This is a genomic window from Pseudomonas cichorii (genome assembly GCF_019719005.1).
GTDB lineage: Bacteria > Pseudomonadota > Gammaproteobacteria > Pseudomonadales > Pseudomonadaceae > Aquipseudomonas > Aquipseudomonas cichorii_E.
Map to the genome: position 1 here is coordinate 61,639 of NZ_JAIGPJ010000015.1, position 24,679 is coordinate 86,317.

Consider the following 24,679-nt stretch of genomic DNA (forward strand, 5'->3'; position numbering starts at 1 on the left):
AATGCCAGGTATCGGGAACCACTTAACCGGGACAGGCCACTGAATGCACCCCTCATTTATGACCTGTTACAGGCACATGTCGATAAAATGATGGCTCGAAGATATTACTCATACCTTCTCCCACTCAAAAAAGACAATCAGGGAGTTTTTACGACACAAGGAGCGGTCAATGTTCATCAGAAATATGCGTATCGGGATCAGGGCCTGTCTGGGCTTTGGGTTAGTTGCTGCCTTGTTGGCACTGGTGGGGATTTTCTGCCTGGGCAAAATGGCAGAGCTGCGTTCAAGTGCAGAGATCATCGAACAGTCCTGGATGCCGGATATCGAAAACATGCACGATGCAGGAGCAGCCATCGCATCCATCCGGATGGAATCACTCAGGCTGATCGCAATGCCGGAACCTGCCAGCCAGTTGCGCAGCAAGAAAGTCATCAACGACGCCAGAAACGAACTGTTCACCCGTCTGCAAAAGCAGAAAGATAAAACCACCGACAGTCAGAAAGTCACGATCCTGGCTGATCTTGAAAGCAGCGCGACCCGCTATCTGGCGCTGGTGGACAACATCATCACGCAGATAGACAACCGGAATCCGGATAACGCCAAGGCCATCCTGAGTGACGAACTCACGCCACAGGGACGCATCCTTGATACAAATCTGGAAGCCGCTATCGGTTTCAGCCAGAAAGGTGCCGACAATGCTGCCAACGAGGCAGCTGCACTGTATGAGTCCACGAAAACCATCGTGACCCTGATCATCATCGCCGCCTTGCTGGGTACAGTGTTGCTGGCATGGCTGCTGACCCGCAGCATCGTCAAACCGATCAGCGAAGCGTTGACGGTTGCGCAAACCATCGCCCAAGGCAACCTGCGTGCATCGATCCACCTTGAAGGCACGGATGAACCGGCACAGTTGCTGAAAGCATTGTCGACCATGCAGGACAACCTGCGCTCGACCATCCAGAGCATCAGCGAATCGTCATCGCAACTGGCCTCGGCGGCTGAAGAGATGAGTTCGGTCATGGAACAGAGTACCCGTGGTCTGCAGGCCCAGAATGACGAAATAGAACTGGCGGCCACGGCAGTCAACCAGATGAGCGCTGCGGTGGATGAAGTCGCTACAAACGCCGTATCGACCTCGCAAGCGTCCAAGGCTTCGGATGCCGACAGTCAGCATGGCCATCGTCAGGTTGCCGAGACCATCGAGTCCATCGAAGGACTGGTCAGCGAAGTGCTGGGCGCGTCGGAGCAGGCGCAGGAGCTGGCGACCCAGGCTCAGGACATCACCAAGGTGCTGGAGGTCATCAGGGGCATCGCCGACCAGACCAACCTGCTGGCGCTCAATGCCGCCATCGAAGCTGCACGTGCCGGTGAAGCGGGTCGCGGCTTTGCGGTCGTGGCCGATGAGGTGCGCTCACTGGCCAAACGCACGCAGGATTCGACTCAGGAAATCGAGCTGATGATCAGCACCATCCAGACCGGCACTCACCAGACGGTCGGTGCCATGCAGAACAGCGCGCAGCAGGCAGGCCAAACCCTCAAGCGCGCCAGCAGCGCGGGCGAGGCTCTGGAAAAGATCACGGCAGCCATTTCCGAAATCAACCAGCGTAATCTGGTCATCGCCAGCGCCGCCGAACAGCAATCGCTGGTGGCCCGGGAAGTGGACCGCAGCCTGGTGAGCATTCGCGACCTGTCTACCCAGACCGCCGCTGGAGCGACCCAGACCTCGGCCGCCAGCCATGAACTGTCACGACTGGCCATTGGCCTGAATGGCCTGGTGGCGCGCTTCGCGTTGTAACAGGCAGCCCCGGCAGGAGCGAATTCATTCGCGAATGAATTCGCTCCTGCCGAAGCAATGGCTTATCCGAACAGCCACTTCCACAGCAAGACCGCCACCACCACAGCCAGCACCGGGCGCAGGACGCGGTAGGCCTTGGGATTCTGACGCTTGAACTGCTTGACCTTGCCGCTGAAGCTGTCGCTGAAACGCTTGCTGAAGGCATAGGCACGGTTGATGCCGCCCACACGCTCGTCATCCAGGTTCTGCGGTGCGGTGGCGCGGCCCAGGAAGGCACTGACGCTGCGGTTGATGCGGGTCATGAAGCCGTTGGTGAGCGGGCGCTCCACATCGCAGAACAGGATCACGCGCGTGGTCTGTGTTTCGTTCTTGACCCAGTGCACGTAGGTTTCATCGAACATCACGTCCTGGCCGTCGCGCCAGGAATACTCTTCGCCATCAACGAAAATACGGCAGGCGTCGGAATTGGGCGTGGACAGGCCCAGGTGATAGCGCAATGAACCTGCAAACGGGTCACGGTGCGGATTGAGATGGCTGTCGCCCGGCAGCAGGGCAAACATCGCACCTTTGACATTCGGAATACTGTTGACCAGAGCCACGGTTTTCGGACAAAGGGTTTCGGCAGACGGCAGCGCCTTGTCGTACCACTTCAGGTAGAAACGCTTCCAGCCCTTCTTGAAGAACGAACCGAAGCCCGCGTCGTTGTTCTTCTCGGCCGCACGGATATAGCCTTCATCGAACAGATGCATGGCCTCCTCGCGAATGGTTTCCCAGTTGTCCTTGAGCACATCGAGCTCGGGAAACTGGCTGCGGTCCAGATACGGCTTGGACGGCACCCGGGAAAACAGGTACATCAAGGCGTTATAAGGAGCAAAAAGCGCCGAATGGTTCACGAACTGACGCAACAGAGGCAGCCGCGCCTTGCCACGCAAATGCACATACAGCGTGCTGCACAGAAACAGCATCAGGATCGATGCCTTGGCAGCAAATGAAAGGGTCATGAAACTCTCCTTGCAACGGACAGATAGCCGGGCTGCCGTCATGTCAGGGGTATATCAGCAGCCGGCCATCATAAACACTTGTCGACTCAGGACAAAGCCGACAAGTCAAAGATACGTTTACTGTTGCAATTCCTGTTCGGTAAACAGATCGCTGAACAGCATGCTCGACAGATAGCGCTCACCGGAGTCCGGCAGAATCACGACGATCGTCTTGCCCTGCATTTCGGGTTTTTCCGACAGACGCACAGCCGCCGCCATGGCTGCGCCACAGGAAATGCCGCACAGGATGCCCTCTTCCTGCATCAGACGCCGCGCCATGGCCTTGGCTTCGTCATCGCTGACCCGCTCGACCCGATCGATAAGCGACAGGTCCAGGTTGCCAGGGATGAAACCGGCGCCAATGCCCTGGATCTTGTGCGGGCTGGGCTTGATCTCTTCGCCAGCCAGCGCCTGAGTGATGATCGGCGACACATCCGGCTCCACCGCCACTGACTGGATAGGCTTGCCCTGAGTGTTCTTGATATAGCGGGAAATCCCGGTGATCGTACCGCCCGTTCCCACACCCGCCACCAGCACATCGATAGCACCTTCGGTGTCTTCCCAGATTTCAGGACCGGTGGTCTTTTCATGAATGGCAGGGTTGGCCGGGTTATCGAACTGCGCCGGCATGAAGTATTTCTCGGGATCGCTGGCCAAAAGCTCTTCGGCCTTGGCGATGGCGCCTTTCATGCCCTTGGCCGGCTCGGTCAACACCAGTTCGGCGCCCAGGGCCTTGAGCACCTTGCGTCGCTCGATGCTCATGGAAGCCGGCATGGTCAGCGTCAGTTTGTAACCCCGCGCCGCAGCAACAAAGGCCAGGCCGATCCCGGTATTGCCTGATGTAGGCTCGATGATGGTCATGCCTGGCTTGAGTCTGCCGCTGCTTTCGGCGTCCCAGATCATGTTGGCGCCAATCCGGCACTTCACCGAATAGCCTGGATTGCGCCCTTCGATCTTGGCCAGAATCGTCACACCCCGAGGCGCGATGCGGTTGATCTGCACCAGGGGCGTATTGCCAATTGAATGGGCGTTATCAGCATAAATACGGCTCATGATCGTGTCCTTGTACGCATGCGTTAAAAACTCAAAGCCTATGCTTACCGCCAGTGCGCGTCCAGTTGCACCGAACGGATGCGAGCCTTGGGAGTCAACCATTCAACACATCCAGAGGCCCAGGTCATGAAACCTCGCTACCGCTGGCCACTATGGATACTGGCCGCTCTTGTCATATTGCTGATTGCCATCAATGTCGCGCTGCCTTATCTGGTGCGCAACTACCTCAACGACAAACTCGCGGACATGGGCGATTACCGTGGCCAGATCACCGATGTGGACATCGCCCTGTGGCGCGGTGCCTACAGGATCAACGGGCTGAATATCGTCAAGGTGGATGGCAAGGTCCCGGTTCCCTTCGTCAAGGTGCCGGTCATCGACCTTGCGGTGAGCTGGCACGCCCTCTGGTACAACCATGCAGTCGTGGCCAGGATGGTGTTCATCGAGCCGGAGCTTAACTTTGTCGATGGCGGCAATGACAAACAGGCCTCGCAGACGGGCCAGGGCACTGACTGGCGCACCCAGTTGAACAAACTGTTGCCCATCACCCTGGATGAAGCACGCATCGAGAATGCCCGCGTCACCTTCAACAACTTCACTTCCACTCCCAAGGTCAAGATCGAGGCCGACCGGATCAATGCCAGCCTCTATAACCTGACCAACGTGGTGGACGTGGAAGGCAAGCGCGACGCCCGCTTCGAAGGCAAGGGCCGGCTGCTGGGCGGTGCCGCCGTGGAAGCCACTGCGACCTTCGACCCGCTCAGTGACTTTCAGGATTTCGACTTTCGCCTTCGCGCCACGGGCATCCACCTGCGACGCCTCAATGATTTTGCCTCGGCCTATGGCAAGTTCGACTTCAATGCCGGCAATGGCGACCTGGTCATCGAAGCCCAGGCCAACGACGGTCAACTCAGCGGCTATATCAAGCCGCTGTTGCGCAATGTCGATGTGTTCAACTGGAAACAGGACGTGGAAAACCAGAACAAGGGATTCTTCCGTTCCATCTGGGAAGCGTTGGTGGGCGGCAGTGAAACCGTTCTGAAAAACCAGCGACAGAACCAGTTCGCCACTCGCGTCGATCTCAGTGGCAGCGTACGTCAGCAGGACATCAGCGGCTTCCAGGCTTTCCTGCAGGTGCTGCGCAATGCCTTCATCCAGGCGTTCAACACGCGCTACGAGAGCAATGAAAACCCCTGAGCCCGACACGACCCTGTGAGCGCAATCCCTCATTCAATGACTGAATGAGGCATCTGCGTTCACAGTCGGTGACCCTGCGCGCTATAGTCGTCACATTATTTGCGCCCATTGAGCCGCGCCAGCCACAGACTGCGCGTCACGTTAGAGGATTCACCGATGAAGTTCGAAGGCACCCACGCATACGTCGCCACCGACGACCTCAAGCTTGCGGTCAATGCCGCCATCACCCTGGAGCGGCCGCTGCTGGTCAAGGGTGAGCCCGGTACGGGCAAGACCATGCTGGCCGAACAACTGGCCGAGTCCTTCGGTGCCCGGCTGATCACCTGGCACATCAAATCCACCACCAAGGCTCATCAGGGCCTGTACGAATACGATGCGGTCAGCCGTCTGCGGGACTCGCAACTGGGCGTCGACAAAGTCCACGACGTGCGCAACTACCTGAAGAAAGGCAAGCTCTGGGAAGCCTTCGAGTCCGAAGAGCGCGTGATCCTGCTGATCGACGAAATCGACAAGGCCGATATCGAATTCCCCAACGACCTGCTGCAAGAACTCGACAAGATGGAGTTCTACGTTTACGAGATCGACGAAACCATCAAGGCCAAAAAGCGCCCGATCATCATCATTACCTCCAATAACGAAAAAGAACTGCCGGACGCCTTCCTGCGCCGCTGCTTCTTCCACTACATCGCCTTTCCGGATCGCGTCACTCTGCAGAAGATCGTCGACGTGCATTACCCCGACATCAAGAAGGATCTGGTCAGCGAAGCCCTGGATGTCTTTTTCGACGTGCGCAAGGTCCCGGGCCTGAAGAAAAAGCCCTCGACCTCTGAGCTGGTGGACTGGCTGAAGCTGCTGATGGCCGACAATATCGGCGAAGCGGTACTGCGCGAGCGCGACCCGACCAAGGCGATTCCGCCGCTGGCCGGTGCGCTGGTCAAGAACGAGCAGGACGTGCAGTTGCTTGAGCGCCTGGCCTTCATGAGCCGCCGCGGCAATCGCTGACCGCCCTTAACTACCCTGCCACGAAAAAGGGCGACAGCCATGCTGCTCAACCTGTTCAACGAAATGCGTGCGGCGAAAGTGCCGGTGTCATTGCGTGAATTGCTGGACCTGATCAACGCGCTGAAACAGCGGGTGGTCTTCGCCGATATCGACGAGTTCTACTTTCTGGCGCGCACCATCCTGGTCAAGGATGAACGCCACTTCGACAAGTTCGACCGGGCTTTCGGCGCCTACTTCAACGGCCTGGAAAACCTCGACGATCAACTTCAGGCGCTGATCCCGGAAGACTGGCTGCGCAAGGAGTTCGAGCGCTCGTTGAGCGAGGAAGAACGCGCCCAGATCCAGTCTCTGGGCGGCCTGGACAAGCTGATCGAAGAATTCAAGAAGCGCCTGGAAGAACAGAAGGAACGCCACGCCGGAGGCAACAAATGGATCGGCACCGGCGGCACCAGCCCGTTTGGCTCCGGCGGCTATAACCCCGAAGGCATCCGCGTCGGTGAAGCCGGTGAACGCAAGGGCAAGGCGGTCAAGGTCTGGGATCAGCGCGAGTACAAGAACCTCGACGACCAGGTGGAACTGGGCACCCGCAATATCAAGGTCGCCTTGCGCCGCCTGCGCAAGTTCGCCCGCCAGGGCGCTGCCGATGAGCTGGATATCGACGGCACCATCGACCATACCGCCCGCGATGCAGGCCTGCTGAATATTCAAATGCGCCCCGAACGGCGCAATACCATCAAGCTGCTGCTGTTATTCGATATCGGCGGCTCGATGGATGCTCATGTGAAAGTCTGCGAAGAATTGTTCTCGGCCTGTAAAACCGAGTTCAAGCACATGGAGTATTTCTACTTTCATAACTTCATTTATGAATCGGTCTGGAAGAACAACCTGCGCCGGGGCTCGGAACGCACCGCCACCCAGGACCTTCTGCACAAGTACGGCGCCGACTACAAAGTGATCTTCATCGGCGATGCCGCCATGGCTCCCTATGAAATCACCCAGCCGGGAGGCAGCGTCGAACACTGGAACGAGGAAGCGGGCTATGTCTGGATGCAGCGCTTCATGGCCAAGTTCAAGAAGATCGTCTGGATCAACCCTTACCCCAGGAATGCATGGGACTACACCTCCTCCACCCACATCATCCGCGACCTGATCGAAGACCAGATGTACCCCCTGACCTTGCGCGGCCTGGAAGAAAGCATGCGCTACCTGGCCAAGTAGGCCTTCTTCACCTTTCGTCAAAGCCAGTCATCGACTGGCTTGTCGAAGGCGACCACTAACCGCTCTCTTTCACCCCGCCAGACTAGGCTTCCCAGTGCGACACCCACAGCAGTAATCACAACCCATCAGTTGTATTCCTGACTACTCCGCCGGCTAACCACCGTCGTCGAGACCTTGTGGGGTTCCATGATCAAAACCCTGGGCATCATGCAGCCCTATTTCTTTCCCTACCTTGGTTACTTCCAGCTTATCGCCTTGGTGGAGCAGGGAATTCTCTTCGATATCGTCAAGTACAAGCGCAAAAGCTGGATGAACCGCAATCGAATGCTGGATAACAAAGGTGGCTGGCACTATATAACCGTCCCCGTGAAAAGCAGCGACGGCATGCTGATCAAGGACGCGATGGTCATCGATCATGCAGGCTCATTGAGGCATATCCGAGGCCAGCTTGAGCACTACCGAGGCAAGGCGCCCTTCTTCAAACAGACCCTGCAACTGATCGACCTGACCTTCAATTCCACCCGCTCGGCCAGCATTGGCGACCTGAGTGCCAGCTCTCTGAAAGTCGTCTGCGACTACCTCGGCATGGCGTTCAACTGGACAGTCTGCTCCGACATGCACCTGGAACTGCCGCCCATTGAACATGCCGGCCAGTGGGCACTGGAAATCAGCAGCCTGATGGGCGCCCGCCGCTACATCAACGCCCCCGGAGGCCGGGAAATACTCATTCCCCGGGAATGGCACGAACGGGAAATAGACCTGCGATTCCTGCAACCCTCGGTATTCAGATACCCGACCGGCCCCTACACCTTCGTGGAAAACCTCTCCATCCTGGATGTGCTGATGTGGAATGAACCGGGAGCCATCATGGAGTACATACGGTGCAATACGGAGTGTGTGGTTTAACCTCATGTTTATTTCGCAATATCGTATTGACAACGATTCTTACCAGTGATTACGTCCTGACGATCAGTTGATAAACAACTGTCTGTCAGACGCCCTTAGTGCTTCTGCCTTAACTCTTTTTTGATATTTACAGCCTTGCATGCTGGGGACTTCGACGCCTCGACAATAGCGGCTGTGCAATATAAGGATTTTGTAAAATGGACACTTTCAAGAAACATGCACTGATCATGGCATTGGTTTTTTTCGGGCTTAATATGAACCCGACAAACGCCATGGCAGACTCAAGCACGCCTGCAAACGTTCAAGTGATTGAGTTACCGGACAAACTCAATACGATCATTGACAGCCTCGCTAATGATGCTGACGTGAAGTACTACTCATTCACGGCAATTCGAGGACAAAGGGTACTGATCAATCAGATCAACCCGGAAAACTCACCCTGGCTGATTGAATACAAAGAAAGTGACACATGGAAAACCAAACATGGCGACGAAGCTTTTGCAACACCCAATATGAATCCCGGGCAACAAGTCCAGATAAGGGTGTCGAAAAAATCGTACCGCAACATTAAAAAAGATGAACACTACAAAATACTGTTCGGCTCAGCACCGCGTCTTGCCGACACAGAGGTGACCGGTGATGTCGAGCACTTCAATACACAATTTGGCAAACACAGGGCCTATCGAGTCTTAAACTGGCAAACGCGGATTGTCGATTATAAGGGGCATCCACTTGAGGGAGTAAGGGTTACGTTAGAACTAAACACAAACCAAAACTCAAATTCAAAAAACATACTGTCTCAGGGCATAAGTAACAAGAGTGGATTTTTCAGAACATCGCTCGCGCTACCAGAATGCCAGGGGGAAGATAGAACCGAGCCTTTCTGGCTATGGCAATACGGCTTCAGGACAAAATGGCAGTTGACCTATAACACAGGCTACTGGTTTGCTTACCCCGACAGCCATGAAAATGGCGGTGCAGGCAGTAAAACAGGAATCAAGACTTCGTTCGTACATATCTGCACCCAGAAAATAATCCGCTGATTAATGTTGACTTAACCGCTAACGGGCCAATAGCCCGTTAGCCTGAAATCAGCTCTCTATTTCCTCTGGCACAAGATATCGCGCGTAAGATGCATCCCACCCTTCTACCGTAAAATCCACCAGACTGAAAACCATCCGAACATATTGGCGGGCCACTTTCCTCAGGTCTTCGTTTTCATTCAACAGTTTTGTAAAAACACTGTCTATTTCTTCATGGGGCTTTCCAGATACAGAAGCCGGTTTGAATTCTCCTTTTTCATTTATCGAAAAGTTTAAGTCCTGCTCGCTCAAAACCACCCCAGAAGCTTTGAGCTTTTCCTTGACCCCCTCAACAGCATCATTGATGCTGTTAGATAGCGACTCAGCCGCATAGACCCTGTCGTTAATTTTTGCTTGCTCATAGCTATCTCTAAGGGTCCAGCACTTGAAATAAACACCCCCCGTATCCGTTACCCTGTTGCTACTGACCATACTTGACTCATGGTAAATCGCAGCCGGTGGCGGACTATTGAATTCTTTCTGGCAGGCCACCTCTGTTATTTCATCCAGCGTGCCATCCTGCCTGGCTTTATCGTAGGCAATTTTCAACGCTTCCCTGTAGCTAAGGTGCTGCTCGACGGTCAAAGTAATATTCATGGATAAGGTCTCTTCTTGCTGTTGTCATCCCTGTCTATAGCGGCTGATAACAGAAAAATTCGACCTGACTTCGAAGCGTGAAAAGTCTGAGTACGTTGAGTGAAATTAACTACAAGCCCGCATAAAAACCGGCTATTCAGCTTAACCTGGGCAACACACTCAACTGACTGGTATTACACAGTAGGAGCGAATTCATTCGCGAATAACACATCCAAATACTGGAATGCCATCTCGCACATGAATTCGCTTACGCGGTGATGCGATCAGCGCCACTCCCTGTTCAACTTTGGCTTGCGCCGACCGCCCGTCACCACCCAGCCCAGCAGCAGGAAGAAGCTTTCGATCAGCAGCGCCAGCAACAGTGCCGAGATGATGCCCCAGGCAATGACTTCAGGTGCCAGCAGCACTTGCCAGGTGTAGCCATTGAAGGTTTCGCGACGGATGTCGGCATCGGCTGAGGTGGCGACATACAAGGCTCTGGAATACCACGCGCCTTGCAGGCCGAGCCATTGGCGCTCCAGCACGTGGGTGCGGGTCAGCAATGTGCTGATGGTGTCGGCATCGCTGCGAAACACCGGATCTTCGCTGTTGCGATAGTGCTGGATCAGCGCCTGGATGTCGCCCTTGAAAAACTGCTGCGCGGTCGCGTTGTAACCCTTGATGGCCTGTTGCGCCTCGATCAGATGCGCTTCGACTCGCTTGCTGTAGTCACTGATGAAACCCGGAACCTGAACCCCCACCAGCAGGCCAGTCGTGAACAAGACCAATCGCAGATAACTTCGCAGCATTTAGATCCCTCTTGTCGGTTAGGCGAGCTTAAATCGGAGTATCGGTTGACCCTTGGGCCACACATTCGCCCTTGCGCCACAGGCTCCACTGACCCGGTTCGTAGCGATTCCAGGTTTCGTTTTCAGTCAGCGGTTCGGTGGCAATGACAGTCACCACGTCATGGGGCGTGGTTTCTGCCTGAAAATCGACAATCACATCGACATCCTTCAAGCGTGCCGGACCAAAGGGCGCACGACGGGTGATCTGTACCAGTTTGGTACTGCAGAAACAGAACAGCCAGTCGCCATCACTGAGCAGGCCGTTGAACACGCCTTTGGCCCGGTATTCGGAGCACGCCTCAATCAGATAAGGCAGCACTTGTTCGACTTCCACCGGCTCGGGAAAGGCTTCGCGAACCCGGTTGAGCAGGTCACAGAACGCCGCTTCACTGTCGGTATCGCCTACAGGACGATAAAAGGTAGCACGGGGACTGAAATCGGCCAGTTGGCCGTTATGGGCAAAACACCAGTTGCGTCCCCAGAGTTCGCGCACGAAAGGATGAGTGTTGGACAGGCAGACCTTACCGACATTGGCCTGACGAATATGGCCGATGACCACTTCACTCTTGATGGGGTAGCGCTGCACCAGTTGCGCGACTTCCGATTCGCTGCTGGCTGCCGGGTCCTGAAACAGACGCAAACCACGCCCTTCATAGAAGGCGATCCCCCAGCCATCGCGATGCGGGCCGGTGCGCCCGCCCCTCTGCATCAGCCCTGTGAAGCTGAAAACGATATCGGTCGGGACATTGGCGCTCATGCCCAGTAGTTCACACATGCTCAGGTTCTCGCTTCAATACGTGCTGCACGCTTGCCAACGAAGCGGGTTCTTACAAACGAGGCTCGACTCGCCCACGACTCGCACTGGCGGCCGGTGCAGCCGGGCTGCGGCCGTAGCGGTCGTCCCTGGCAAAAGGTTCGTCGTCGGTGTCGTCAGGCTCGGCTACAGGCTGTGGCTGACGGGCCTTGCGGTTTTTCTCCAGGGGCCAACGCACCAGCACGAACACCAGATAGGCAATCAGGGCAAACATGCCATAGGTGGCCAGATCGATGATCGCGCTCCAGACATTGCTGCCCACCTTGAACAGCAGATCAAGGGCGGTAACGGCCACGGCAGGTGCCAGTAATTCCTTGGCTGGATCGACGATGGTCGGCGTGAACAGCAACACTGCGCCAATCACCCGAAGGGGCTCTTTCAGGTAGCGCCACATCCAGCGGGTCATCAAAAACCACACCAGCAGGCAGCCCAATGCTGCAAATGCATAGAGGCCCCAGGCGATCAGATAGTCGTTCTCGGTCATGACGTCCGTGGTAAGGCAGGTAAATAGGCGCTTATGATAACGACTTTTCACTGGCCCGGCTCGCCCGGCTTCAGTAATAGGTGCGCCATACTTGCAGCCACCGATATTTCAATGACCCGATGCCTTTAAAGAGAGCCCCGCATGTCCTTCTCGAATGCCACCTCCAGCGCCCCGATCGCTCGCAAGGCCGACGGCTCCGATCCCTATGCATGGTTGCAGAATCGCGACAGCGATGAAGTGCTCGACTATCTCAAGGCTGAAAACAGCTATCAGGAACAGCAGTTGGCCGATCAGGCGCAATTGCGTGAAACCCTGTTCCAGGAAATAAAAGGCCGCATTCTTGAGACCGACCTGTCGCTACCCTCCCCCTGGGGCCCGTACCTGTATTACACCCGCACCACCGAGGGTGATGAATATGCCAGGCACTATCGCTGCCCGCGCCCGGCAGACGACTCGAACACCGTCGATGAGAGCCATGAAGAGCTGTTGCTGGACCCCAACGTGCTGGCCGATGGCGGATTCTTCTCTCTGGGCGCGTTCAGTATCAGCCCCGACCATCAACGCCTGGCCTACAGCCTGGATACCACGGGCGAAGAGGTCTATCAGCTTTACGTCAAGGAACTGGGCACAGGCCAGGTGAGCAGCCTGCCGTTCGAAGATTGCGACGGCAGCATGACCTGGGCCAATGACAGCCAGACGCTGTTCTTCGGTGAACTGGACGACACCCACCGCCCGCACAAACTCTACCGTCATCGTCTGGGCAGCGACTCGGCCGACCTGGTATTCAGCGAGCCGGACGGCCGCTTCTTCCTGCATTGCTTCCGTAGCAGCTCCGAGCGCCAGTTGATTCTGCTGCTCAACAGCAAGACCACCAGCGAAGCCTGGCTGCTGGATGCCGAGCATCCCGAGCAAGCCTTCGTATGCATGGCCGAGCGGGTCGAAGGTCATGAATACTTTCCGGACCACGGCCAGCTCGATGGTGTCTGGAGCTGGTTTATCCGAAGCAATCAGAGCGGTATCAACTTCGCGCTGTATCAGGCCTCGGAACAGCATGCGGGCCGCGATGGCTGGCAAGAGCTGGTCCCGCACAGCGATACAGTGATGCTGGAAGATATGAGCCTCAATGCCAGAAGTCTGACCCTGAGCCTGCGCGAAGGTGGCCTGCCGATCATCGAAGTTCGCCCACAAGGCCTGCCGGCCTATCGCGTGCAATTGCCCGACGCGGCCTACAGCCTGTATGTACAGGACTCACTGGAATTCGACAGCGACAGCATTCGCCTGCGCTATCAGTCTCTCAATCGTCCGGCGCAGGTCCGCCAGTTGGCTCTGGCCACCGGCGAGCAAGTGGTGCTCAAGGAAACGCCGGTGCTCGGTGAGTTCGATGCCGATGCCTACGTCAGCCAGCGTCTCTGGGCGACCGCCAGCGATGGCACACAAGTGCCCATCAGCCTGGTAGTCAAACGCGAGTTGCTGGGCCAGGCGACGCCACTGTATCTCTATGGTTACGGCGCCTACGGCGAAAGCCTGGACCCATGGTTTTCCCACGCCCGTCTGAGCCTGCTGGATCGTGGCGTAGCCTTTGCAATTGCCCATGTGCGCGGCGGCGGTGAACTGGGTGAAGCCTGGTATCGCAACGGCAAACAGGAACACAAACAGAACACATTCGGAGACTTCATTGCCTGCGCCGAGCACCTGATCGATCAGGGCCTGACCCGTGCCGATCAATTGGTCATCAGTGGTGGCAGCGCCGGTGGCCTGCTGATCGGTGCCGTGCTCAATCAGCGTCCCGAGCTGTTCAAGGCGGCGATTGCCGAAGTGCCGTTCGTGGACGTGCTCAACACCATGCTCGACCCTGAACTGCCGCTGACCGTCACCGAATACGACGAATGGGGTAACCCGCAGGAACCAGACGTTCATGCCCGCATCAAGGCCTATGCGCCTTACGAGAACGTCACGGCTCAAACCTACCCCGCCACACTGGTGATTGCCGGTTACAACGACAGCCGCGTGCAGTATTGGGAAGCCGCCAAATGGGTCGCGAAACTGCGTGACACCAAAACTGACGACAATCTGTTATTGCTCAAGACCGAACTGGGTGCCGGCCATGGCGGCATGAGCGGTCGCTATCAAGGGCTGCGCGATGTCGCCCTTGAGTACGGTTTTATCTTCAAGGTTTTGCAACTGGACTGAACTTGGCGCCAATAGTCTGTCTTAGTAGCATCGGGGAGCACGGACCTGCTCCCCTCTTACCAGCACAAGACCGAACCATGTCAGAACAACCGTCTCACCTGAACAATGCCATACGCGACATGCTGCTGGACTGCGGCCTGTTCGACACCCTGCTGCCTGCCGATTACCTGACCGTCGCGGGTTACTTCAGCATCAGCGATATCCAGGAAGGCCAGAGTATTTTCAACGAAGGCGATGCCGGTACCTTCATGTGCATCATTGATCGCGGCACGGTTTCGGTACAGAAACTCAACCCCGAAGGCCAGCAGGTGGAAATCGCCACGTTGCGTCGGGGCCGGGCCTTCGGCGAAATGGCGGTTCTCGACGGCGAACGCCGTTCGGCCAGTTGCATCGCTGCATCGGATTGCCAGTTGCTGAACCTGGGCCGGGACTCGCTGGACAAGATGCTCGACGAAGCGCCGAAAATCGCAGCCAAGATCATTCGCGCCCTGGCCATTTCCCTGTCCAAGCGTCTGCGCATGGTCGATGGCCAACTACTCTCCCAACAGGTGTGAGTTTCGTCATCTGGCGCTAAACTTGTGCGCATTCCCGCTATCAATGCGCACACGACACAGGTGACACCATGAGCACGGCCAACCCTCCTTCCAACACGTCCAAGCTGGACCGTATCCTGGCCGACGCCCAGCGCGACCGCGAAATGGGTTATCGCGACAAGGCTCTGCGCATGTACCCGCACGTCTGCGGCCGTTGCGCCCGTGAGTTTGCGGGCAAGCGCCTGAGCGAACTGACCGTTCACCATCGCGACCACAACCATGACAACAATCCTCAGGACGGCTCCAACTGGGAACTGCTGTGCCTGTATTGCCATGACAACGAGCACTCGCGTTACACCGACCAGCAGTACTTCTCCGACAGCTCCCTCAGTACACCCAAAGCCGCCAAGGCCACCCACAACCCCTTCGCTGCGCTGGCGGGGCTGATGAAAAAGGAATGACACCCAGTCAGTCCATGGGCGGCGTGATCTGCAACCTTACAGAAATGTAATCACCCGCCCGGCCTCGTTATGGCATCTTCCTTTCAGGCAAATACGCAACTGACCGGATACAACCTGGGCATGCACTCAAAGACCTCAAGACGAACCTTTGTAAAAGGGCTGACAGCCGGCAGCCTGCTGGGCGGCATCGGGCTTTGGCAAAGCCCTGTGTGGGCCATCAGCGGCGCGGATGAACCCAGGGTTCTGGCGGGCACCGAGTTCGACCTCTTCATCGGCGAAACTCCGGTCAATATCACTGGCACGCCGAAAACGGCCATGACCATCAACGGCGGTATCCCCGGCCCTCTGCTGCGCTGGCGTGAAGGCGATACCGTCACCTTGCGGGTTAAAAACCGGCTCAAGGAAAACACCTCCATTCACTGGCACGGCATCCTGCTGCCCGCCAACATGGACGGCGTTCCGGGCCTGAGTTTTCAAGGCATCGAGCCGGACGGCATGTATGTCTATCGCTTCAAGGTCAAACAGAATGGCACTTACTGGTATCACAGCCATTCCGGCTTTCAGGAGCAATCGGGGGTATATGGCCCGCTGGTGATCGATGCCAGAGAGCCTGAACCCTTCCAGTACGAACGCGACTACGTGGTGATGCTCACGGACTGGACGGATGACGATCCGGTCAGGCTGATGAAGAACCTCAAGAAACAGTCGGATTACTACAACTACAACAAGCGCACAGTGGGTGACTTCATCCACGATGTCAGCGAAAAAGGCTGGGGCGAGGCAGTGGCCGATCGCACGATGTGGGCCGGGATGAAAATGAACCCGACCGATCTGGCTGATGTGAGCGCTGCGACCTACACCTACCTCATGAACGGCAAGGCACCGGACATGAACTGGACCGGCGTGTTCAAAGCAGGCGAACGGATCAGGCTGCGCTTTATCAACGGCTCGTCCATGACCTACTTCGATGTGCGGATTCCCGGCCTGAAAATGACCGTGGTCGCTGCAGATGGTCTGCACGTCAAGCCGGTCAGCGTCGATGAGTTGCGCATAGCCGTTGCCGAGACTTTCGATGTCATCGTCGAGCCCACCGAAGAGGCCTACACCCTGTTCGCCCAGTCCATGGATCGCACAGGTTTTGCCCGTGGCACGCTCACCCGAAAGGCCGGTACAACGGCACCTGTTCCGCCTCTGGACCCACGCCCGTTGCTGGGCATGGACGATATGGGAATGGACCACGGCGGTATGGATCATGGAAAGATGGCCGCCATGGACCACAGCAACATGGCAGGCATGAATCACCATGACATGTCAGGCATGGGCAATATGCAGCCTGCGCCTCAGTCACACCCGGAAACCGAGAAGAACAACCCGCTGGTGGACATGCAGGCCATGAAGACCGCTCCCAAGCTGGACGATCCTGGCATCGGCCTGAGAAACAACGGTCGTCGGGTCCTGACCTACGGGGATCTGCGCAGCACCTTCGAGGACCCGGATGGACGCGAGCCTGGGCGCACCATCGAATTGCATCTCACCGGTCACATGGAGAAATTCGCCTGGTCCTTCAACGGCGTGAAGTTCTCGGATGCCGAGCCGCTGAAGCTCAAGTATGGCGAGCGCATCAGGGTCGTTCTGGTCAACGACACCATGATGACTCACCCCATTCACCTGCATGGCATGTGGAGCGACCTCGAAGACGAGAACGGGCAATTCATGGTCCGCAAACACACTATCGACATGCCACCGGCCTCAAGGCGCAGCTATCGCGTCACCGCCGATGCCCTCGGGCGCTGGGCCTATCACTGCCATCTGCTCTACCACATGGAAATGGGCATGTTCCGTGAAGTGCGCGTGGAAGAATGAGAACCTCAGCATGAACAGAATCTTTCATCTTTCCCGTCTGTCCGGCCTGCTTGTGGCGCTGGGTCCATCGATGACAATGCCGGCCCTGGCTGCCGACATGAGCGGCATGGATCACGGCAGCCATTCCCTGCACCACGACCACATGCAGCCCGCTCCGTCCACCGCTGGCCAGAGTCGTACGCCCATCCCCGAACTGACGGATGAAGACCGGGCTGCCGTCTACACCAGCCATACAGGCCATATGGTGCATGACAGCGCCATCAATACCTTCTTCATGGCCGACAAGCTGGAATGGCAGGACGCCGATCAGGGCAGCACCCTGGCGTGGGATCTCAAAGGCTGGATCGGCGGTGATATCGATCGCCTGTGGATACGCTCCGAAGGCGAACGCACTGATGGCAAGACCGGGGACGCCGAAATCCAGGCGCTGTGGGGACACGCGATCAGCCCGTGGTGGGATCTGATCGCGGGCGCACGCCAGGACTTCAAGCCGGGCGACCCGCAGACCTGGGCCGCTTTTGGCATTCAGGGCATGGCCCTTTCCAGCTTCGAGGCCCAGGCCACGGCCTTCGTCGGCGAAGCTGGCCAGAGCGCCGCACGCCTTGAAGGCGATTACGACCTGCTGCTGACCAACCGGCTCATTCTGCAGCCCACGGCCGAACTCAACGTCTATGGCAAGAACGATCCGCAACGGGGTATTGGCTCAGGGCTGGCCAACACCGAAATCGGCCTGCGGCTTCGCTATGAAATCCGCCGGGAGTTCGCACCTTATATTGGCGTGAGCTGGAACCGGACTTACGGCAAGACCGCCGATTATGCTCGCGAGGAAGGCGAAGATCGCAGCGAAGCGAAGTGGGTGATGGGTATCAGGATGTGGTTCTAGAGATTTCGCGTTCTGCCGTATACTTGCGCGTTTTACCCAGAGCATCTCTAAAGTGGCAAACAAACGGTACGCCTGCATCGGCCTTTACAACCCCAAATCCCCGGAAAACGTCGGCTCGGTGATGCGGGCGGCGGGCTGTTATGGCGTGGCTTCGGTCTTCTACACCGGCAAACGCTACGAGCGCGCACGGGACTTCATCACCGACACCAAGAAGATCCATCAGGATATTCCGCTGATCGGCATCGAAGACCTCAAGAGCATCCTGCCGCTGGGCTGCATTCCGGTTGCGGTGGAACTGGTGGACGGCGCCCGTGCCCTGCCCGAATACACTCACCCGGATCGCGCCCTGTATATCTTTGGCCCGGAAGACGGCTCACTGGATCAGGAAATCCGCGACTGGTGCGAAGACGTGGTCTACATCCCCACAGAGGGCTGCATGAATCTGGCGGCGACGGTCAACGTCGTGCTCTATGACCGAATGGCCAAAGGCATCAATACCCGCTCGGGTCCGCAATTCGGCCGGGAAAAGCCCGACCGCTCATGAAAATGCACTGAACAGTTTCACAGATGGGCAGTCAGTTTCGTTGAAGCTGATTTATCACATCCTGGAGAATCATCATGAGCGACACCTCGATCATCGACAGAATCGACACCCCGCGACTGCACAACCATCCGCAGCAGAACGTCCAGGGCTGGGAGCGGATAGGCTCTCTGGCAGGCGGCGTGACAATAATGGGCAAGGGGCTGCGCCGTGGCGGCATCCTGGGCCTTGTACAGCTGGCCATTGGCGGTGCCGTACTGGCGCGCGGCATCACCGGGCACTGCTCGGCAAAAAGCCTGCTCGAAAAAAGCCGCAGCAACCTGCACAGTGCGCGCTCGGATATCGAACGCGCAGGCGCTGAGTTGAGACAGCTCAAGGACAATGCCGAACTGGCCGCCAGGACCTCGGTCATCAACGGCATCGATGCCTTGAAAGACCCGAAAAACGACGTCTGAAATCCTTAACCGGCGCGGAAAATCAGATAATCCTCCCAGTCGTCCTCGGGCACGCTGTTCTCACTGAGCATGCGTCCCGACTGGGAGATGCGCTCGTGATGCACAGCCTCGCGATCACCGCACACCAGATGGTGCCAGAGCGGTAGATCCTTCCCTTCACTGACCAGACGATAACCACACGTAGGCGGCAGCCATTTGAACTCGTCGGCCTGCCCGGCCGTGAGTTGAATGCAGTCAGGCACAAAGGCTCGACGATTACTGTAATCGGAGCACTGACAGGTTTTCAGGTCCAGCAACTTGCAGGCGATGCGCGTGTAGTAAACGCTGTTGTCGTCCTCATCTTCCAGCTTTTGCAGGCAGCACAGACCGCAGCCATCGCACAGCGATTCCCACTCGTCCCTGTCCAGTTGTTCGAGTGTTTTGCGTATCCAGAAGGGTTCAACTTTAGCGGCCATGGTTCGGACAACGGTATCGACAATGAAAAGGCCGCCAGTCTAGTGGCACATCGGATGCGGGCCAAGCATTTGCGACTGCCGGTATCCCACACTTCACTTGTCAGCAGCGTGGCAAAACAGTAGCGTTAGAAGGCTTTCGAGGGCACAAGACAATGCCTGCCGACCACGGCCCATCATGTCAAGCTCACTTCAAACCTTCGCTACGACAGGATTTTCATGAGCATTAATCCACGCATCGCCGACCATACCATCGACCCGCAATTCACCCAACGCTGGTCGCCTCGCGCCTTTACAGGCGAAAGCATTCCACAGGAAACCCTGCTGGGTTTCTTCGAGGCAGCACGCTGGGCACCTTCGGCCTACAACTCGCAGCCATGGCGCTTTCTTTATGCGCGTCGCGACACGCCAAACTGGGAGCGTTACCTGGGCCTGCTCAATGAGTTCAACCGCAGCTGGGCGCAGAGCGCTTCGGCACTGGTGATCGTCATCTCCAAGACCACCTTCGCCGCACCCGGCGCGACCGAAGAGAGCCCGGCAACCACGCACGAATTCGATGCCGGCTCCGCCTGGGGCTACCTGGCATTGCAGGCCAGCCTGAGCGGCTGGTACACCCACGGCATGTCAGGCTTCGACAAGGAACTGACCCGCAAGGAGCTGAACATTCCAGAAGGCTATGCCCTGCATGCAGCAGTCGCTATCGGCAAGCTGGGCGACAAATCGACCCTGCCCGAATACCTGCAAGGCCGCGAAGTCCCAAGCCCGCGCAAACCAGTAGCAGAACTGGCGGCTGAGGGTGATTTTTCGTTGTAGGTTTTTAGAGCTGCAAGCTGCAAGTGGAAAGCTTCAAGCTTCTAACTTGTAGCTTGTAGCTTGTAGCTTTTAACTTGCAGCTACCGCTGCTCAATATCCCCGCGAAAAATCCACTTCTCCGCGCAGCGGCTCACCCGCCTGAAAGGCCTTGAGGTTATCGACGAACAATTCGGTCATGGCCACAGGCGATGTCGGCGCGGAGCTATGTCCGGTCAGCAGCAGGCCATAGGCGGTCCAGAACGGATGGCGCTGAGGCAGCGGCTCCTGACGGCAGACATCGATCACAGCGCCCGCCAGATGCCCTTCCTTCAAGGCCTGCACCAGATCCGCATCGACCACCGCTACACCACGCCCGACGTTGATGAACAGCGCAGAGGGCTTGAATGCAGCGAACAGTTTCGCGCCATACAAATCGTGGGTTGCCGGTGTGTTGGGCAGCAGGTTGATGACGTAGTCCATATCGCCAACCATCTGTTCCAGATCCGCCAGGGCACCGACTTCGACGAACGGCTCCTGAGTGCGCGCTTGAGAAGCGACGCCGTAGACCTGCACACCGAAAGGCACCAGGAATTGCGCGACACGCTGGCCGATATCACCCGCGCCCACGATCAGCACCTTGCGGCCATACAGGCTCTGGCCGGGACGATTGTCCCATTTGCGTTCGACCTGACTCATCAGGCGCGCCAGCACTTCACGTTCGTGACCGAGCATGTAGGTCAACAGAAACTCGGCCATGACCTGGCCGAAAATACCGACCGCCCGCGTCAATCGATAATCCCTGGATACACCTTCGGCCAGCAACGGGGTAATTCCCGCCCAGGTCGATTGCAACCATTGCGGCTTGTGCCCCTGACGCAACAGATTGGCCAGCAGATCAGGCTGTCCCAGCCAGACCGTGCATTCACCGGCCATACGAGACAGTTCGGCGGAATCACCGCTGCTCATGATTTCAACTTCGGGCGCTACCTTGCGCAACAGTTGGGTGTAGATGGGGTAATCGTGTTCGGCAATCAGAACGCGCATGTTTCAAAAACCTTAAAAACGGGACAAACAAGCTGCAACAGCCATGGGCCGGTCAAGCCTGCGCACTGCGAAAGCAGGCAGACCGGCACTACAGTGCGGCACAACGGATCAGACAGGATCGTTGCGGCGCAACAACTCTTCGGGCAAGTGCTGGATGTATTCCTCTTCGGCAGGCGGCATCTGCAAGTGATAGCCCTGGGTATCGAGGTTTTCCAGCACCTTGTTGATATCTTCACGAGCCAGCGCGCGCTCAGGACTGAGCACCAGGTCGAAAGCATGCTGAGGCGTGCCGAACGCAGCCAGTAACTCTACCGGTACACGCTTGAGCACATCGCTCTTGAGCACATACAGGTACATCTCGTTCTTTTTCGGGCTGCGATAAATGGAGCAAATACGTTTCAAGGCTGTTCTCCTGCATTGGCCAGGCTGTCGAGCAGCGCCTGGCCCATTAATTCGCGACGCCAGCCACGCAGCGAATCGGGCAATGTGTAAGGGCCATCGGGGTAGCCGCTCTTGAGCAAGGCTTCGAGGGTCTTCTTGCGCAGCACGACCTCGGGGGCAATATTCAGTTGTTCAGCGTATTGCTGACCAATGGCCCGCAAGCCTTTCAGGATGCCGGAAGCCTCGATCGGCAGAGGCTCGGGCAACGCCAGCGGCCACTGATCAGGCGGCAGATTGCCGGACTTCTTGATCAGGTCCAGCAGGTACTCACCATCCTGGCGTACCGTGCGCGGGTGCATGTCTTCGATTCGGGCCAGGGCACTCAGGTTGTCCGGCTGGGTCTTGGCCAGCGGCCACAACGAGTGCTCACGCACGATGCGATTGCGCGGCAGGTTACGCGAGCGCGCCTGTATCTCGCGCCAGGCGCACAGCTCACGCAATACCGCCAACTGGGCACGAGACAGTTTCCAGGCCAGCTTGGCGTCGCGGTAAATCTCGTAGGGATCGGTTTCGCGGCGCAGGTTGGCGACCAGCTCTGCACCATCCTCGAGAACCCAGAGGTATTTTTCGTCCGACAAACGTGGCCGCAGCAGACCGAAAAGCTCGGCCAGATGCACGGCATCTTCGGCGGCATAGCTGATCTGGGTTTCCGACAACGGGCGTTGCAGCCAGTCGGAACGGGTCTCGCCCTTGGGCAGGTCGATGTTCAGCACCTCCTGCACCAGACGCGAATAGCCCATGGAAAACCCGATGTTCAGGTAAGCGGCCGCCAGTTGGGTGTCGAACAGCGGAACCGGCAGGCTGCCCGTCAGGCGCAACAGGACTTCCAGATCTTCGCTGCAAGCATGAACCACCTTGATGACGTCGGGGTTTTCAAGCAATGCGGACAGAGGCGTCCAGTCGCTGATGAGCAACGGATCGATCAGCCAGGCGCTGGAACCGTCGCCGATCTGCAACAGCGCGGCAATCGGGTAAAAGGTGTCGACCCGCATGAACTCGGTGTCGAGCGCGACAAATGGCAGCGACTGCCACTGCGCGCACTGTCGGGCGAGGCTGTCGTCGTCGCGAATCCAATGAATATCGATGGCCACACGGCTCTCCCTTGATCAATGGCGCGCAGTATATATCGCCATAGGAGGTTTATCGCGCATCTGGCCTGAAACTCTTGGATATCTTCATGTGGATCGCCGGGAAACAGCAGGCTGGCGATCCATGAGCTGCGAGGTGCCTGGGACAAGGCCTGTCCGGTCAAGCGCCTCACCCTCAGAATCATGAATTACCTGTTGATTGCCACGCCATTGCCGATCGAACTTCTGCAACCGGAAAACATGTCCAGACTCGGGTCATAAACCTTGGTGTCGACTCTCAACAAGCCCAGCATGGAATGAAAGAGATTGTCCTGACTCAACGGTGCATTACGCTCCCTGGCCAGACACTCCGGAGTGACGGCAAAAGACTTCTGATAGTTATCGGACAACCATATCATCATCGGTACATGTTTCTGCTGATCCGGAGCCAGCATATAAGGCGTACCGTGCAGGAACAGATTATATTCGCCCAATGACTCTCCATGATCCGACAGATACAACAGGGCAGTATCCACTTTATCCTGACGGCTGCGTAATATATCGATCAGGGAAGACAGGACATGGTCGGTATACAGCAAAGTATTGTCATAACCATTGACAATACTTTCACGACTGCAGTTGTTCAGGGCATTGCTTTCACACACAGGTGTAAACTTCTCGAATGCCTTGGGGTAACGCTTGAAATACTCCGGCCCGTGACTGCCCATCTGGTGCAGTACCAACACGGTGTCTTTATCGAGACTGTCGATAAAGGCTTCCAGGCCTTGCAGCAGGATCTCGTCGTGACACTCGTTATTGGCGCACAGCAACGGGTCCTTGAGGTTGCTGACATCCTGGAAGGCGACGCGATCACAGGTGCCTTTACAGCCCGACTGGTTATCGCGCCATATCACTTCAAGACCTGCGCGCTTCAGCACATCCAGCAGCCCTTCCTGATTGCGCGCCTTGGTCGCGTTGTAATCCTTGCGTCCCATATTGGAGAACATGCAAGGCACCGACACTGCCGTCTCGGTACCGCACGAATACACATCGGTAAATGCCACCAGACCGCTCTGTTTATTGAGCTTTGGCGTGGTATCGCGGCCATAGCCCAGAATGCCGAAGTTCTCCGCCCGGGCACTTTCACCCACTACAAGGACAGTCAGGGATTTGCGGCTATGCGTAGACCAGTCCGGCGAGCGCCTGGCATCTTCGCCAATCATCAGAAACGGGCGTTGGGACGAAATGATCTGCTCGCTCAGATAGCCAACCGAGGCACCAATGTAGTTGCTGGGCACGACCATAAGGCGCAGCTCATGGTGATTGCGAAACAGCGATGACAGTCCCTGATAATTCGCCAGAGCGACGCCACCAATCGACACCGAGCAGATGAAACAGACCAGCACCTTGCTGAACAGCTCACGGTGCCAGCGGCGGTAGTTGATCGGGGTTTTCCACAACAACACTGACGGCAGAAGCCCCAGCAGGACGATGTAAATCACCAGTTTCAAGGACAGCAGGCCTTGAACTTCGGTAGGGTTGGTTTCCGCAAAGTTGCGAAACATGCCGGCATCAATCATGACGCCGTACTCACTCATGAAGTAAGAAACAGAAGCACTGACAAAAAACAAAAAGATCAAGACCGGCTTAAGCACACGCCGAAATGAAAAAAACGTCAAAAAGATATTGAACACGCAAAAAATCATCACACCAAAAGCAATACGCATGGCAATGCCTTTACTGCTCCCTCCTGTAATTTCAAAAAGATGCTGCCAAAGATTGGCATTGTAACCGAACAACAAAAAGGCACTGGCAATCAGCGTAACAACTTCAGGACGAACAGCTTTGATTTTCAGCATTGACAGTCTGCTTATATAATTTTTTATCGAGTATAGATTGAACCAGGCGGCCCATCCATGCGCAGACTTTAGGCGGCATCCTA

25 protein-coding genes are annotated in these 24,679 nt (G+C 56.9%); 14 read left to right on the forward strand and 11 right to left on the reverse strand.

Annotated elements, in window-relative coordinates; all coding sequences use genetic code 11:
• The first annotated feature begins 184 nt into the window (after positions 1 to 184).
• Complete coding sequence (locus K5D32_RS13355; protein ID WP_409372870.1) at positions 185 to 1,795, forward strand: methyl-accepting chemotaxis protein; 1,611 nt, start codon at positions 185 to 187, stop codon at positions 1,793 to 1,795.
• Between the two features lie 62 nt (positions 1,796 to 1,857).
• Here K5D32_RS13355 and K5D32_RS13360 read toward each other — a convergent pair whose 3' ends face one another.
• The gene (locus K5D32_RS13360) at positions 1,858 to 2,796 is read right to left on the reverse strand and encodes an aspartyl/asparaginyl beta-hydroxylase domain-containing protein (RefSeq protein WP_221529134.1); all 939 of its coding nucleotides are present in this window, start codon (positions 2,794 to 2,796) and stop codon (positions 1,858 to 1,860) included.
• 117 nt (positions 2,797 to 2,913) lie between these two features.
• A complete protein-coding gene (gene cysK, locus K5D32_RS13365) occupies positions 2,914 to 3,888 on the reverse strand; it encodes a cysteine synthase A (protein ID WP_025261173.1) in 975 nt (324 codons plus the stop codon).
• A 126-nt stretch (positions 3,889 to 4,014) separates the two neighbouring features.
• Between cysK and K5D32_RS13370 the strand changes: the two genes are divergently transcribed.
• The 5 genes from K5D32_RS13370 (at position 4,015) to K5D32_RS13390 (ending at position 9,254) form a co-directional block, all read left to right on the forward strand.
• On the forward strand, positions 4,015 to 5,085 hold the full coding sequence (locus tag K5D32_RS13370) for a DUF748 domain-containing protein (protein ID WP_221600593.1): 1,071 nt from the start codon (positions 4,015 to 4,017) through the stop codon (positions 5,083 to 5,085).
• A gap of 156 nt (positions 5,086 to 5,241) precedes the next feature.
• Positions 5,242 to 6,087 carry a MoxR family ATPase gene (locus K5D32_RS13375; protein WP_221575535.1) on the forward strand — a complete coding sequence of 282 codons (846 nt, stop codon included), beginning with the start codon at positions 5,242 to 5,244 and terminating at the stop codon, positions 6,085 to 6,087.
• A gap of 39 nt (positions 6,088 to 6,126) precedes the next feature.
• Complete coding sequence (locus K5D32_RS13380) at positions 6,127 to 7,305, forward strand: VWA domain-containing protein (protein ID WP_221600594.1); 1,179 nt, start codon at positions 6,127 to 6,129, stop codon at positions 7,303 to 7,305.
• A 186-nt stretch (positions 7,306 to 7,491) separates the two neighbouring features.
• The gene (locus K5D32_RS13385) at positions 7,492 to 8,211 is read left to right on the forward strand and encodes a WbqC family protein (RefSeq protein ID WP_221594572.1); all 720 of its coding nucleotides are present in this window, start codon (positions 7,492 to 7,494) and stop codon (positions 8,209 to 8,211) included.
• 197 nt (positions 8,212 to 8,408) lie between these two features.
• A complete protein-coding gene (locus K5D32_RS13390; RefSeq protein WP_221600595.1) occupies positions 8,409 to 9,254 on the forward strand; it encodes a hypothetical protein in 846 nt (281 codons plus the stop codon).
• Positions 9,255 to 9,302: 48 nt separating this feature from the next.
• Here the strand turns inward: K5D32_RS13390 and K5D32_RS13395 are convergent, their stop codons facing one another.
• From K5D32_RS13395 to K5D32_RS13410, 4 genes are all read right to left on the reverse strand, one after another.
• Complete coding sequence (locus K5D32_RS13395) at positions 9,303 to 9,890, reverse strand: hypothetical protein (protein WP_221600596.1); 588 nt, start codon at positions 9,888 to 9,890, stop codon at positions 9,303 to 9,305.
• A gap of 263 nt (positions 9,891 to 10,153) precedes the next feature.
• Positions 10,154 to 10,678: a DUF2937 family protein gene (locus tag K5D32_RS13400; protein ID WP_201019331.1), complete on the reverse strand. Its 525-nt coding sequence runs from the start codon at positions 10,676 to 10,678 to the stop codon at positions 10,154 to 10,156.
• Positions 10,679 to 10,706: 28 nt separating this feature from the next.
• Complete coding sequence (locus tag K5D32_RS13405; RefSeq protein WP_221600597.1) at positions 10,707 to 11,492, reverse strand: class II glutamine amidotransferase; 786 nt, start codon at positions 11,490 to 11,492, stop codon at positions 10,707 to 10,709.
• A 52-nt stretch (positions 11,493 to 11,544) separates the two neighbouring features.
• Positions 11,545 to 12,015, reverse strand: a complete 471-nt coding sequence (locus K5D32_RS13410; RefSeq protein WP_095067455.1) for an MFS transporter — start codon at positions 12,013 to 12,015, stop codon at positions 11,545 to 11,547.
• A gap of 141 nt (positions 12,016 to 12,156) precedes the next feature.
• Between K5D32_RS13410 and K5D32_RS13415 the strand changes: the two genes are divergently transcribed.
• From K5D32_RS13415 to K5D32_RS13445, 7 genes are all read left to right on the forward strand, one after another.
• Complete coding sequence (locus K5D32_RS13415) at positions 12,157 to 14,205, forward strand: S9 family peptidase (protein ID WP_221538577.1); 2,049 nt, start codon at positions 12,157 to 12,159, stop codon at positions 14,203 to 14,205.
• Between the two features lie 77 nt (positions 14,206 to 14,282).
• Positions 14,283 to 14,759, forward strand: a complete 477-nt coding sequence (locus K5D32_RS13420) for a cyclic nucleotide-binding domain-containing protein (RefSeq protein ID WP_025261183.1) — start codon at positions 14,283 to 14,285, stop codon at positions 14,757 to 14,759.
• Positions 14,760 to 14,827: 68 nt separating this feature from the next.
• The gene (locus tag K5D32_RS13425; protein ID WP_025261184.1) at positions 14,828 to 15,199 is read left to right on the forward strand and encodes a YajD family HNH nuclease; all 372 of its coding nucleotides are present in this window, start codon (positions 14,828 to 14,830) and stop codon (positions 15,197 to 15,199) included.
• 120 nt (positions 15,200 to 15,319) lie between these two features.
• Positions 15,320 to 17,062, forward strand: coding sequence for a copper resistance system multicopper oxidase (locus tag K5D32_RS13430; protein WP_221600613.1), 1,743 nt, complete (start codon positions 15,320 to 15,322; stop codon positions 17,060 to 17,062).
• Positions 17,063 to 17,132: 70 nt separating this feature from the next.
• Entirely contained in the window at positions 17,133 to 17,945 is an 813-nt protein-coding gene (locus tag K5D32_RS13435; protein ID WP_409372871.1) for a copper resistance protein B, read from the forward strand.
• Positions 17,946 to 17,997: 52 nt separating this feature from the next.
• A complete protein-coding gene (locus K5D32_RS13440) occupies positions 17,998 to 18,489 on the forward strand; it encodes an RNA methyltransferase (protein WP_025261187.1) in 492 nt (163 codons plus the stop codon).
• Positions 18,490 to 18,563: 74 nt separating this feature from the next.
• Positions 18,564 to 18,941 (forward strand): DUF2892 domain-containing protein, encoded by a 378-nt coding sequence (locus K5D32_RS13445; protein ID WP_221600599.1) that lies wholly within the window; start codon positions 18,564 to 18,566, stop codon positions 18,939 to 18,941.
• A gap of 5 nt (positions 18,942 to 18,946) precedes the next feature.
• Here the strand turns inward: K5D32_RS13445 and K5D32_RS13450 are convergent, their stop codons facing one another.
• Positions 18,947 to 19,396, reverse strand: a complete 450-nt coding sequence (locus tag K5D32_RS13450; protein ID WP_025261189.1) for a YcgN family cysteine cluster protein — start codon at positions 19,394 to 19,396, stop codon at positions 18,947 to 18,949.
• A 216-nt stretch (positions 19,397 to 19,612) separates the two neighbouring features.
• Here K5D32_RS13450 and K5D32_RS13455 point away from each other — a divergent pair, with 216 nt between their 5' ends.
• Complete coding sequence (locus K5D32_RS13455) at positions 19,613 to 20,206, forward strand: nitroreductase family protein (protein ID WP_221600600.1); 594 nt, start codon at positions 19,613 to 19,615, stop codon at positions 20,204 to 20,206.
• Positions 20,207 to 20,296: 90 nt separating this feature from the next.
• On the opposite strand, the gene K5D32_RS13460 is transcribed toward K5D32_RS13455, so the two are convergent.
• The 4 genes from K5D32_RS13460 to K5D32_RS13475 all read right to left on the reverse strand — a co-directional run bounded on the left by K5D32_RS13460 (position 20,297) and on the right by K5D32_RS13475 (position 24,596).
• Positions 20,297 to 21,229, reverse strand: coding sequence for a D-2-hydroxyacid dehydrogenase (locus tag K5D32_RS13460; protein WP_221600601.1), 933 nt, complete (start codon positions 21,227 to 21,229; stop codon positions 20,297 to 20,299).
• Positions 21,230 to 21,337: 108 nt separating this feature from the next.
• Positions 21,338 to 21,631 (reverse strand): YcgL domain-containing protein, encoded by a 294-nt coding sequence (locus tag K5D32_RS13465; protein ID WP_025261192.1) that lies wholly within the window; start codon positions 21,629 to 21,631, stop codon positions 21,338 to 21,340.
• Positions 21,628 to 22,761 (reverse strand): ribonuclease D, encoded by a 1,134-nt coding sequence (gene rnd / locus K5D32_RS13470; RefSeq protein WP_221600602.1) that lies wholly within the window; start codon positions 22,759 to 22,761, stop codon positions 21,628 to 21,630. Before rnd ends, K5D32_RS13465 begins: the two co-directional genes overlap by 4 nt.
• 185 nt (positions 22,762 to 22,946) lie before the next feature.
• A complete protein-coding gene (locus K5D32_RS13475; protein ID WP_221600603.1) occupies positions 22,947 to 24,596 on the reverse strand; it encodes a phosphoethanolamine transferase in 1,650 nt (549 codons plus the stop codon).
• Between the last annotated feature and the right edge of the window lie 83 nt (positions 24,597 to 24,679).